This is a genomic window from Brevibacterium iodinum ATCC 49514 (genome assembly GCF_900169265.1).
GTDB lineage: Bacteria > Actinomycetota > Actinomycetes > Actinomycetales > Brevibacteriaceae > Brevibacterium > Brevibacterium iodinum.
Map to the genome: position 1 here is coordinate 1 of NZ_FXYX01000041.1, position 12,480 is coordinate 12,480.

Below are 12,480 nucleotides of genomic sequence, written 5' to 3' on the forward strand. Positions count from 1 at the left end.
CGAAGAAGTCGAAGAGGGAGCTCAAGCGCAAGCTCAAATGGTATCTCGCGCGTCGAGTTTTCAAGGTTCTCAACGGGCTAGAAACAATTCCCACGTCGGCTTGACAGACATAGAAGGATCGGCCCAGCAACCTCGCGCGAGGTTGCTGGGCCGCCGTCAGGTAGCAATTGGGGTCAGAACATTTTCCAGGCTTCCTGCAGGACGCCGCGGATGATCTGCTCCATCTCGTCGAACTCGTTCTGTCCGACGGTCAGCGGAGGCGAGAGCTGGATGACCGGGTCGCCACGGTCGTCTGCGCGGCAGTACAGCCCGCTGTCGTACATCTTCGCCGACACGAAGTTCTTGAGAATCCGCTCGGACTCCTCTTCGGTGAATGATTCCTTCGTGTCCTTGTCCTTGACGAGTTCGATTCCGTAGAAGAATCCTTCCCCGCGGACGTCTCCAACGATCGGCAGGTCCTTGAGCTTCTCGAGCGTGAACTTGAACGCCGCAGCATTCTCGTGCACGTGGTCGTTGAGCTTCTCCTCTTCGAAGACGTCGAAGTTCGCCATCGCCGCGGCGCAGGCGACGGGGTGACCGCCGAAGGTGTAGCCGTGGTAGAAGGTCTCGTCTCCGCCAGGGCCGAAGGGCTCGAAGAGCCGATCGGAGGCGATCATCGCACCCAGCGGTGCATAGCCGGAGGTGATGCCCTTGGCCGAGGTGATGATGTCGGGAACATAGCCGAAGTCGTTGCAGGCGAACATCTCGCCGATGCGACCGTAGGCGCAGATCGTCTCGTCCGAGACCAGCAGCACATCGTACTCGTCGCAGATCTCGCGGACCCGCTCGAAGTATCCGGGAGGCGGCGGGAAGCAGCCGCCGGAGTTCTGCACGGGCTCGAGGAAGACGGCGGCCACGGAGTCGGCACCTTCGAACTCGATGGCCTCACCGATGCGGTCGGCGGCCCAGCGGCCGAAGGCCTTCTCATCGTGGGCGAGGTGCTCAGGTGCCCGGTAGAAGTTCGTGTTCGGCACCTTGTGCGCACCGGGGACCAGCGGAGCGAACTGCTCCCGCAGACCCGGCAGCGAGGTCACCGACAGCGCACCGTGCGGCGTGCCGTGGTAGGCGGTGGCCCGCGAGATGATCTTGTGCTTGCCGGGCTTGCCGACGAGCTTGAAGTAGTTCTTCGCCAACTTCATCGCCGACTCGACCGAGTCGCCGCCGCCGGAGGTGAGGAAGACCCGGTTGAGATCGCCCGGCGCATAGCTGGCCAGACGTTCCGAGACCTCGATCGCCTGCGGGTGGGCGTACGACCACAGCGGCATGAACGGCAGCTTGAGCGTCTGGTCATACATCGCCTTCGCGATCTGCTCACGACCGTGCCCCACCTGAACGGTGAACAGGCCGGCGAGACCGTCGAGGTACTTCTTGCCCTTGTCGTCGAAGATGTGGTGACCCTCGCCGCGTACGATGACCGGCGCCTCACCACCGTTGAACAGTGCTTGGTGTGGTGACATGTGCATCCACACGTTGTTGCGGATGGCATCCTGATAAGGAGTGCCGGCCCTGGTGACATTGTCTGTCATCGCGTCCCCCAGTTGTATTTCTGCTTTTCGAGTGAGAGGTACATGAAGAGCTCCGTATCCACGACGGCATCGATCGAGCGGAGCTCCTCATTGACGAACTCGATCAGATGCCGATCCGATTCACACACGATCTCGACCAGGAGGTCGAACGAACCGGCGGTGACGACGAGGTAGTCGATCTCGTCGTAGTCGTGCAGCTTCTCGGCGACCGCGGAGATGTCTCCGCGGACCTTGAGCCCCACCATCGCCTGCCGCGCGAATCCCAGGCTCAGCGGGTCGGTCACGGCGACGATCTCCATGACACCCGAATCGATGAGCCGCGACACCCGCTGGCGCACGGCGGCCTCGGACAGGCCGACGGACTTGCCGATGGCCGAATAGGATTTCCTTCCGTCGTGCTGCAGCTCGACGATGATCGCCTTAGATTTCTCGTCGAGATTCCCCAGTCGAGAACCGCTGCCGTTCGGCAGAAGCGGGTCCATTCTTCACCTCCGTGATGTGCGTCTCAGAACAATCTATCACCGAATCTGCTGAAATGCGCTGTTGTTTATGCGAATTCAGTCGAAACTGAAAATGTTTGGTTCTGGATTCGTCAATATCGCCGAGGCGGCCGACGGGTATCCGTGCCAGGTGCCGTTACCGGGGCGCCCGGATCCGCTGATGGCGACTGCCTGAAACCGCCGTTCACTGACCATCCGAGACGGCCACTCGGCGATCACCCGAATCGGTTGTTCGCCGACCACCCGAATTCCTGTCGTGAACGACTGCGAATCGCCGTTGCGAAAGCCCTCAGATCCCCGCAGGCGCGCGGATCGGCAGACCGTCGACAACACGCGCATCGACAGTGATTGACAGTATGTGAGAGAGATCACCACACTGGGATCATGAATGAGGGTGAGCTGTTCTACGGCGGCGACGACAATCGCCCGGATGTGCACGGGATGCGTCCCGGAGCCGAGCAGGGGCAGGCCGGCAAAGAGGTCAAGGCGCGCCCGCAGCCGGTTCCCGGCGAAGTCGATACGATCGGCGCGAACGAACTGTCGTTCAGCGCCGAGGAGTACCTCGGGCGGATCGCCTCGGTGCGCAACCGGATGGTCGACCAGGGCTTGGCCGCGCTCATCGTCACCGACCCGGCGAACATCTACTACCTCACCGGCTACAACGCGTGGTCCTTCTACACCCCGCAGCTGCTCTTTGTGCCGTCGTCGGGACCCATGACGCTGTTCATGCGCGATATGGACGCGCGGGGAGCCTCGCACACTTCCTGGCTGCCACCCGAGGACATCGTCGGCTATCCAGAACGGTATGTGCAGCGTCCGCATATCCACCCCTTCGACTGGGTCGCCTTCGCCCTGCGCCAACGGTGGGAGGTCGCCCGTGCCTCCACCTCTCCGGTCGGCGTCGAGATGGATTCGCATTTCTTCTCCCCGCGTGCCTTCCGGGCGCTGGTCAACGGCGTGCCCGAATGGCGCCTCGTCGACTCCTTCGAACTCGTCAACTGGATCCGCGCGGTCAAATCTCCGGCGGAGATCGCGCTCATGCGCAAGGCCGCGAAGGTGACCACAGCTGCCATGGACGCGGCACTGGGCACAATCGGCGTCGGTGTCGGCCAGAACGAAGTGGCGGCCGCGATCTTCGAAGCCCAGACCAGAGGCGGCGAGGGAGTCTGGGGCGACTACCCCTCGATCGTCCCGCTCATGCCCACCGGCGAAAGCGCGGACACCCCGCATCTGAGTTGGACAGATCGGAAGTTCGAACGCGACGAATCGGTGAGCATCGAACTCGCCGGAGTCCACCGCCGCTACCATGTTCCGTTGGCTCGCACCGCGGTGACCGGGCGACCGAAGCAGGAGCTCGTCCGCCTCGAAGGCGTGGTCGCCGAGGCGCTGTCCGCGGTCCTCGACGTCGCCGCGCCCGAGGTGCCCACCGCAGAACTCGCCCGCATCTGGAATCGCGTGCTGGCTCTGTCAGGACTGGAGAAACCCAGCCGCCTGGGCTACTCGATCGGGATCGGCTACCCGCCCGACTGGGGCGAGCGGACGATCTCGATCCGCACCGAGGACGACCAGATTCTCGAGGCGGGAATGACCTTCCACCTCATCGGCGGAATGTGGATGAACGGCTACGGAATCGAGCTGTCGGAACCGGTGCTCATCACCGACACCGGCTGCGAGCCATTCACGAACTTCCCGCGTGAGATCATCCGCGTCTGAGCCGTTCCGCGGGCGTGCCTCGGGCGCAGCCCGCCCGTCCCGGCAATATCCGCCCGCTTCGCTGAGCCGAACTCGCCTGCGTCGATCAGGCGAAGAACTGGATCCACAGACCGAGGGCCAGGGCGTTGATGCCCGCCACCGCGAGCGCCCGGCCCTGCACCCAGGAGATGTCCTTTGCCGAGGCGGCCACCGACGAATCGGCGATCTGCACGGCCATCGCCACTCGTGGGGGAGCGGCGAGAGCGGCCAGTGAGCCTGCCGCGTTTCCGGCCGCGACGACCGGCAGAGCCGAGACCTGCGATGATGCGGCGGCCGCGGTCAGGGTGCCGGTGAACATCGAGTTCGCTCCCGTGTTCGAGCCGGTGAGCACTGCTCCGATGGAATTCAGCCACGGAGTCATCAGAATGAGCCCGGCCGGCAGCAGGGAACCGATCGCCTCGCTCATCCCCGTCGTCGTCATGATCCAGCCCATGAGCATGAATGCGGCGGTGCCGACGCCGATGGGAATCCAGGAACGCACGGCCGCAACGGTGACTTCGCGTCTGCCGGCGACGGTGATGGCGGCGATGAGGCAGGCGGCGGCCAGCCAGAACGGGGGAGAGGCGATGATCTGGGTGACCGTCGATGGCAGCACGGCGTGCAGGGCCCGCGCCAACAGCAGCCCGACCGTGAGCACCCCGTAAGGCAGAACCGCCATGCCGAGGCGACGCGTCAGCCCCGTGGCCCTTTTCCGGATCATGAACAGCGCACCGACGAGGAGGATGACGATCAGGGAGCCGATGATCCCCGACGGGGCCATGCCGATGACAGAGCTGGAGGCGAGGATCCCCGCCCACATGAGTGCGCCGGAACCGATGATCCCCAGCGCCGAGGCGGCGGACGGTCGCATGATCGCGACCACGGCGATCGCGACGATGATGACCGGAATCGCATTGATCCACGCCGTGGCCAGACCGAGCTCGTCGACGTCCAGTCCGGCAAGCGCCGCTGCGACGGTGGTGCCCGGTCCCAGGGCACCCCACGGCACCGCGATGAGACCGAGGAGGCCGAGGATCGCGGACTGCCGCAGGGTGCAGCCGAGATGATGCAGGATCGGCACCCCGACGGTGACGCCGATGCCGAAGCCGGTGACCGACTCTGCGAAGGGCACGATGCCGAACACGACGAGCGCGACCCCAAGCGGTCGCCCCGGTGACAGCGACTCGACCCAGGACGAGATCTGCGACATCGACCCCGCGGACTCGAGCAGCCGGGCGAGCAGCATGCCGAAGAGCAGGATGAGCGCGACCTCGAGGATGAGTGGAAAGTAGTCGATCCCCGATTCCACCAACACCGCGGCGGGAGTGGGGAAGACGAAGGCGACGAGACCGGCCGCGAGCACGGCGCCGGCGAGAGCGGCGACCCAGGAGCTCTGTTTGAGCAGGAGCAGGACGATGGCAATGAGGATCGGTGTGAGAGCCAGCACTGCCGCCATAGGGTGAAGTTTCCTTTGTGAGATGTGATTCTATGATCCAAGAATAGAATATGATGCTCCAATGGCGAAAGAAGAGGATCTCGGCGCACGTGTCTTCGGCGCCCGCATCAGAGCCCGGCGCAAGTACAACAACCTCACCCTCAATGAGCTCGCGGTGAGGGCGGGACTGTCCCGCGCCGCTCTGTCGAAGATCGAACGCGGTGAGCAGGACACATCGGTATCGAACGCCATGGGTCTCTCCCGCGCCCTCGGCGTCGATGTCGGCGAACTGTTGGCCGCCCCGGAAGTCACGATCACCCGCAGCGAGGCGATCCCCACGACCTCGACCTTCGGCAAGGGGGTCTGGCGGCGGGATCTGCCATCGGCGATCGAGAATATGGATGTTGTGCACTACCGCCTCGACCCGCGCAGCGAGACCTCGGCCTTCGCTGCCCACCGCAGCGGATCGTGTGAGAGCTTCTTCGTCCTCAAGGGCAGCATCGAGGTCGTCACCATCGACCGCCGCACGACCCTGCACGCCGGAGACTGCGCCCAGGCTCCCGGTGACGTTCCGCACCAATTGGCCAACCCTCACGACGAGCCCGCCGAACTCATGCTCATCATCATCTGAACCTGCCGCACCCCTTATTACTACCTGACGGCGGCCCAGCAACCTCGCGCCAGGTTGCTGGGCCGCCGTCAGGCAGTAAGGAGGGGTGGTCTTGACCGGGCGAGCCGCCTCGGCGACGATACCGAGATCTTCTCCCGACTCACCGCCACCATCCCTGCCGGAGTCTGAGCAGCTTCTCCGGCGGGCAGGCCACACGCATCGGACTGGCCCGAGCGGCACTGGTCGGTGAAGCCTGGCTGATCCTCGACGAACCGAGCAACAACCTTGATGAGGACGGGCGGGCCCTGCTGACGTCCCTGCTCACCGAACGGCCCGGACCGACCCTGGTCATCTCCCACGACCGCACGCTGCTGACGCATACGACCTCGATCATCGAGATGACCGACCGGCTGCGGGTCTACGGAGGGAACTTCGACGACTACGAAGCCATGGTTGCCGCGGAAGAAGAGGCGAAGCAGCAGAAGGTCACCGATGCGAAGAAGACCCACCAGATCGAGAAGCGACAGCGGATCGAACTGGAGACGAAACTCGCCCGCAGCGAGCAGAAAGGGGCGAAGGACAAACTGAATAGGCGTCGTCCCCGGATCGCAGCCAACGCCATGGCTCACTTCCCGGAGAAGTCAGCGGCCAAACGACGCGGCGACAAGGCCGCCGACGAAGCGGCCGCCTGGGACGAACTCACCACTGCCAAGGATGCGCTGCGCCGGTCCTCGAGCGTCCGCCTCGACCTGCCGGACACCCAGGTGCACGCGACCAAACGGGTCCTCGAGATCTCCGCGGCCGCCTCGGCGAGATCCGAACGTCCACAGTCGATCGTCGGTCCCGAGCGGATCCGGCTGACCGGACCGAACGGGGCGGGGAAGTCGACCCTGCTGGCAGCGATCCTGGCGGCTGCCAACGGCCAGGACGGACAGGGCGGGGGCACTGGCGGCGCGGTCGAGGGACACGTGGGGGCCGAAACCGGTCCGCCGATCGCCGAACTTTTCGGCGACCTCGCCATCACCGTCTCCGCACCGACGGCTCACCTCGACCAGCAGTACCGACTGCCGGGGGAGCTCACGGTGATGGGGGCAGTGCGCGCGGGCAACCCGCAGCTCGACCCGCACCGCGTCCACGAGGTGCTCGCAGCCATGGGACTGCGCGCCGGACGCACCGACCAGATCTGTCAGACCCTGTCCGGAGGGGAGCGCTTCCGTGTCGCCTTGGGCTCAGGGCTTCTCCAGGACCCGGCCCCGCAGCTGCTCATCCTCGACGAACCGGGCAACAATCTCGACCTCTCATCGCTCGAGGCGCTGGTGACCGCTCTCGAAGGATTCGGCGGTGCCATGGTGATCGTCACCCACGACGACCGGCTCGCCGCCGAGCTCTCCGTCGACACCGAATGGGACGTGCGGGAATTTCTGCGCACGGAAGCCGTTGATTGAGTTGAGACCAAAAGGACGAGCCGAGGCGGCGAAGCAGGCGGGAGAGGCAGACGAATGTGCGATTTTGACTTGACTGGGATAATGGCCCTGTGAGTGTCATCAGCCCTGCCCCAGAAACCGCATCCCCGAAGCCCGAAACAGCCCTGCGCATCGGGCCCATCGAGCTGTCCTCGCCCGTCGTGCTCGCGCCCATGGCCGGAATCACGAACACCGCCTTCCGCCGCCTGTGCCGCGAATACGGAGCCGGCCTGTACGTGACCGAAATGGTCACCACCCGGGCCTTGGTCGAGCGCAATCCGAAGACGATACGCATCATCCACCACGAGCCCTATGAGACTCCGCGCTCCGTTCAGCTCTACGGAGTCGACCCGGTGACCATGGGTCAGGCCGTGCGGATGCTCGTCGAAGAGGACCGCGCCGATCACATCGATCTGAACTTCGGCTGCCCCGTCCCCAAGGTCACCCGCAAGGGCGGCGGCTCCGCGCTGCCGTGGAAGCAGGACCTGTTCAAATCCATCGTCACCACGGCCGTCACCGAGGCGGCCCGCCGGGACGTACCCGTGACCGTGAAGATGCGCAAAGGCATCGACGCCGACCATACGACCTTCCTCGACGCCGCCGAGACCGCTCGCAACGCCGGCGTCGCCGCCGTCGCACTGCACGGCCGCACCGCGGCCGATCTCTACTCGGGGACCGCGGACTGGGACGCGATCGCCCGGCTCAAGGACCACCTCGGCGACACCGTTCCGGTACTCGGCAACGGTGATATCTTCGCCGCCGAGGATGCCCTGGACATGATGGCCAAGACCGGCTGCGACGGCGTCGTCATCGGGCGCGGCTGTCAGGGCCGGCCGTGGCTGTTCGGCGACCTCGCGAACGCGCTGAACGGCAGCGACGAACGCCACCGTCCCGGACTCGCCGAGGTGGCTCGTGCCGTGTACAAACACGGCGAATACCTCGTCGATCACTTCGAGGACGAATTCCTCGGCGTCCGTGACCTGCGCAAGCACATCGCCTGGTACTTCAAGGGCTACCCCGTCGGGGGAGAGCTGCGCAGCCAGCTGGCTATGGTCTCCTCTCTCGAGGAACTCGCCGGACTGCTCCACCAGCTGGACAAGACCGCGCCCTACCCGGGTGAAGCCGCCGAAGGGTCCCGCGGCCGCACCACCCGACCGAAGAAGCCGCACCTGCCCGAGGGGTGGTTGAACTCCCGCATCTTCGATCCCAGCGGGAAGTCGCTGCTGTCGGAGGCCGAACTCGACATCTCAGGAGGATGAGAATGCCCTTCGACACTCACCCGCACACCTCGGTGGGGACGGGGACCGTGGCGGTCTACTCGCCGTGGGACGAGGAGCGGTGGGTGAGCGAACCGGCGAAGAATCCTCGGCGCTCGGCTTTCCAACGCGACCGTGCCCGCGTCCTCCACTCCTCGGGTCTGCGCCGCCTCGGCGCGAAGACCCAGGTCGTGTCCCCGGGTACGGACGATTTCGTCCGCACCCGTCTCACTCACTCCCTCGAGGTTGCCCAGGTCGGCCGCGAACTCGCCCGCTACCTCGGCTGCGATCCCGATATCGTCGACACCGCCTGTCTGTCCCACGACCTCGGACACCCTCCCTTCGGCCACCATGGTGAGACGATCCTCGACGCCCTGTGTGCAGACATCGGCGGCTTCGAAGGCAATGCCCAGACCCTGCGTCTGGTCACCCGGATCGAACCGAAGGTCATCGCCGATGACGGTCGCCCGGCCGGCCTCAACCTCTGCCGCGCGAGCCTCGACGCACTGACGAAGTACCCATGGCCCCGAGCCGAAGCCACGGCCGGTCGCCGCGACTCAGGGGTGCGCAAATTCGGTGTCTACGATGACGACCGGGCTGTCTTCGACTTCTACCGCGACGGCATCGACAACGGCCAGAAATGCATCGAAGCCCAGGTCATGGACTTGGCCGACGACATCTCCTATTCCGTTCACGATGTCGAGGACGCCATTGTCGCCGGCCATCTGGACCTTGCCGACTTCGCCGCCGATGAGCGGCGGGTCGAACTCTTCGACATCACCCGTCAGTGGTACCTGCCGGAGACCACCGATGCGGAGATGGACAAGTCACTCGGCCAACTGCAGGCCGCCGCCTACTGGCCCAAGGAGGCCTTTGACGGGTCCCGACGTGCTCAGGCCGGCCTCAAACACATGACCAGTCAGCTCATCGGGCGCTTCGTCGGCGCCGCGGAATCAGCGACCCGTGAGGAATACGGCTGGGAGCCCCTCGCCCGATACTCGGCCTCACTCGTCGTCCCCGACACGACCACCGTGGAGATCGCCGTACTCAAAGGCATGGCCACGCTGACGGTGATGGTCGCCGAGGATCGGCTGCGGCTGCACGACATTCAGGCAGCGGTCATCAACGAACTCGCCGAATGGTACTCGCAGTCACCGGACAAGCTCGATCCGATGTTCCGCGCCGACCACGCCGAGGCCGCCGACGACTCCGCACGACTGCGCGTCATCGTCGACCAGATCGCCTCCCTGACCGACCATTCCGCCTGGGCCCTGTACCACCACCTCAACGCCGGAACGGAGGATCGGCTCTAGACCATGGCCGGACTCATCAAGCGCGAGGACATCGACGAACTGCGCAGCCGCACCCGCATCGACGAGGTGATCGGGGAATTCGTCACCCTCAAGACCGCGGGCATCGGATCGCTGAAAGGACTGTGCCCGTTCCACGACGAGAAGACGCCGTCGTTCACGGTGCGTCCGCAGGTCGGGATGTACCACTGCTTCGGCTGCGGTGAGTCCGGCGACGTGTTCTCCTTCCTGCAGAAGGTCGAACAGCTCAGCTTCGTCGAAGCCGTCGAGACGCTGGCCGGCAAGGCCGGAATGCACCTGCGCTACGAGGACGGGAAGGGCCCGGACCGGGAACAGGCCAGCCGCAGACAGCGGCTGCTGGAGATGCACGAGGTCGCGGGGCGCTTCTTTGCTCAGGCCCTCGAGTCCGAGGCCGGGCAGATCGGCCGCGAGTTCCTGTCCGGCCGCGGTTTTCCCGCCGAGTCGAGCCGGGAATTCGGCATCGGGTTCGCCCCGAAATCCTGGGATGCCCTGACGAGCCATCTGCGCAAGGCCGGCTTCACCGATGAGGAGATCCTCGCCGGCGGCCTGGCCAGCGAGGGCGGTCGGGGAATCTACGACCGATTCCGTGGTCGGGTGATCTGGCCGATCAAGGACATGACGTCCCGGACCATCGGCTTCGGCGCCCGGCGACTCCATGACGATGACAAGGGACCGAAGTACCTCAACACTCCCGAGACCGCTCTTTATCACAAGAATCAGGTTCTCTACGGACTCGACCTGGCGAAGAAGTCCATCGCGAAGACCAAACGCGTCGTCGTCGTCGAGGGCTACACCGACGTCATGGCCGCCCACCTCGCCGGAGTCGACCAGGCCGTGGCCACCTGCGGCACGGCCTTCGGCGCCGAACACGTGAAGATCATCCGCCGCCTCCTCGGCGACGACCCGACCGGACAGGTGATCTTCACCTTCGACGGCGACGCCGCCGGTCAGAAGGCTGCGCTCAAGGCCTTCGAATTCGAGAACCTGTTCACCGCCCAGACCTTCGTCGCCGTCGAACCCGATGGCCTCGATCCCTGTGACCTGCGCATGCAGAAGGGCGACGCGGCCCTGCGCGAACTCATCGACGGCTGCAAGCCGCTCTTCGAGTTCGTCATCACCACTGCGATCTCCCGCTTCGACCTCGACACCGTCGAAGGACGGATCTCCGCGGTCCGCGCCGCCGCCGAGGTGCTCACCGACATCCGCGACCGCAACAGCCTCTCTCACTACTACCGGTTCGTCGCCGGTCGCATCGGCGTCGATATCGACGAGGTGGAGGCCGCGGTCCGCACCGCCGCCCGCCAACCGAAGCAGAACCGCCAGCCCGCCGAGGCGCCCGCCCGCCAGTCGTCCTACCGCGACGGCCCACCGCCGGCACCGAGCGCACCCGCACCCTCGTCACCGGCCACATCCGGACCAGGGCAGGGGCCTGGTTCGGGGCAGGGGACCGGTCCGGGCACCGAGCCGGGGACCGCTCCGTCCGGAGACGCACGCGGGCTCGGTCCCGCCTCGGTGGGGGAGGTCTCCGATGAGCGCAGCATCGAATACGTCTACGACGAACGCCCCGACGTCTCGAACCTCTCGGCCCCGATCAGCCCCGCCCGGCTGAAGACGGAGAAGGGGGCCCTCATGGTCGCCCTTCAGCATCCGGAGGTGGTCAATGCGAAGCTCTTCGACTCGCTGTCCGCGAAGGCCTTCGAGCACCCCGGTTACCGGCGGATCCAGGACGCCATCAAACAGGCCGGGGGACTGGGTGCAGCCGGCTCGGCTCAGTCGAAATGGGCCGAACGCGTCCTCGACGCCGCAGCCGAGGACCTCAAGCCCTATGTGGCCCAGCTGCTCGTGACCCCGCTGCCTGTCATCGAGGGAGACGGGATCGATCGGTTCGCCCGCGGGATCGTCGCTCGCCTCTTCGACTACGACCTCGAACGCATCGCCAAGGAACTCCACTCCCGCCTGCAGCGCCAGGACACCGCGGACGGAGCAGGTCAGGCGGCACTGCTCGGTCAGCTGCAGACCCTCGAGCAGCACCGGGCGCGGCTGAAGATGCTCATGTGAAAGACTGCGCACAGTGGAATAGTGCACAATTGCAGATTTGCAGTTGGTGAAAGTTTGCATGTGGTGCAAAATCTGCCTATGCCCGCCGAAGAATCCCTGCGCTCGAAAAAGGCGCGCCTGACTCGCAACGCCCTCCACGAAGCGGCGATCACTCGCGTGCTCGAGGACGGCTTGGCCTGCGCCACCGTGGCGACGATCGCCGCCGACGCAGGAGTGTCCACACGCACCTTCTTCAACTACTTCGAGACGAAGGAGGACGCGATCGTCGGCCTCGGAGCCGAGGTCGGCGTCGAGACCCTCGCCTTCGACTATGTCCACAGCCCCGACGGGCTCGACACGCTGGCCGAGGACACGGCGTGCTTCGTCCGCGAAGCGCTGCTCGTCGGCTCCGTCGATCCGAAACTTGGCTCTTCGTAATTGAGAGTGTAGATCGGTGATTCCAGGATACGGCGAGTCGCTGCGCGGATAGACGTCGAGGTCTTCCGATGATGGAAGTTCTCACACAATCCATCCGAAAGACCTCGACGTGGC

Annotated in this window: 10 protein-coding genes; 7 read left to right on the forward strand and 3 right to left on the reverse strand. The window is 65.4% G+C overall.

Annotation, left to right across the window (positions count from 1 at the left end):
* Positions 1 to 173: 173 nt before the first annotated feature.
* Positions 174 to 1,565, reverse strand: a complete 1,392-nt coding sequence (locus BI49514_RS15790) for an aspartate aminotransferase family protein (protein ID WP_101547407.1) — start codon at positions 1,563 to 1,565, stop codon at positions 174 to 176.
* Positions 1,562 to 2,047, reverse strand: coding sequence for an Lrp/AsnC family transcriptional regulator (locus BI49514_RS15795; RefSeq protein WP_101547408.1), 486 nt, complete (start codon positions 2,045 to 2,047; stop codon positions 1,562 to 1,564). Before BI49514_RS15795 ends, BI49514_RS15790 begins: the two co-directional genes overlap by 4 nt.
* Positions 2,048 to 2,449: 402 nt before the next feature.
* On the opposite strand from BI49514_RS15795, the gene BI49514_RS15800 reads away from it, so the two are divergent.
* A complete protein-coding gene (locus BI49514_RS15800) occupies positions 2,450 to 3,778 on the forward strand; it encodes a M24 family metallopeptidase (RefSeq protein ID WP_180954398.1) in 1,329 nt (442 codons plus the stop codon).
* A gap of 85 nt (positions 3,779 to 3,863) precedes the next feature.
* On the opposite strand, the gene BI49514_RS15805 is transcribed toward BI49514_RS15800, so the two are convergent.
* Positions 3,864 to 5,252, reverse strand: a complete 1,389-nt coding sequence (locus BI49514_RS15805) for an L-lactate permease (protein WP_101547409.1) — start codon at positions 5,250 to 5,252, stop codon at positions 3,864 to 3,866.
* A gap of 61 nt (positions 5,253 to 5,313) precedes the next feature.
* On the opposite strand from BI49514_RS15805, the gene BI49514_RS15810 reads away from it, so the two are divergent.
* The 6 genes from BI49514_RS15810 (at position 5,314) to BI49514_RS15835 (ending at position 12,366) form a co-directional block, all read left to right on the forward strand.
* Positions 5,314 to 5,862, forward strand: a complete 549-nt coding sequence (locus BI49514_RS15810; RefSeq protein ID WP_101547410.1) for a helix-turn-helix domain-containing protein — start codon at positions 5,314 to 5,316, stop codon at positions 5,860 to 5,862.
* Between the two features lie 377 nt (positions 5,863 to 6,239).
* Positions 6,240 to 7,286 (forward strand): ATP-binding cassette domain-containing protein, encoded by a 1,047-nt coding sequence (locus BI49514_RS15815; RefSeq protein WP_244195117.1) that lies wholly within the window; start codon positions 6,240 to 6,242, stop codon positions 7,284 to 7,286.
* An 89-nt stretch (positions 7,287 to 7,375) separates the two neighbouring features.
* A complete protein-coding gene (dusB, locus tag BI49514_RS15820) occupies positions 7,376 to 8,563 on the forward strand; it encodes a tRNA dihydrouridine synthase DusB (RefSeq protein WP_101547412.1) in 1,188 nt (395 codons plus the stop codon).
* 2 nt (positions 8,564 to 8,565) lie between these two features.
* The gene (locus tag BI49514_RS15825) at positions 8,566 to 9,873 is read left to right on the forward strand and encodes a deoxyguanosinetriphosphate triphosphohydrolase (protein WP_101547413.1); all 1,308 of its coding nucleotides are present in this window, start codon (positions 8,566 to 8,568) and stop codon (positions 9,871 to 9,873) included.
* Positions 9,874 to 9,876: 3 nt separating this feature from the next.
* Positions 9,877 to 11,949 (forward strand): DNA primase, encoded by a 2,073-nt coding sequence (gene dnaG, locus BI49514_RS15830; RefSeq protein WP_101547414.1) that lies wholly within the window; start codon positions 9,877 to 9,879, stop codon positions 11,947 to 11,949.
* Positions 11,950 to 12,027: 78 nt separating this feature from the next.
* On the forward strand, positions 12,028 to 12,366 hold the full coding sequence (locus BI49514_RS15835; protein ID WP_101547415.1) for a TetR/AcrR family transcriptional regulator: 339 nt from the start codon (positions 12,028 to 12,030) through the stop codon (positions 12,364 to 12,366).
* Positions 12,367 to 12,480 lie beyond the last annotated feature (114 nt).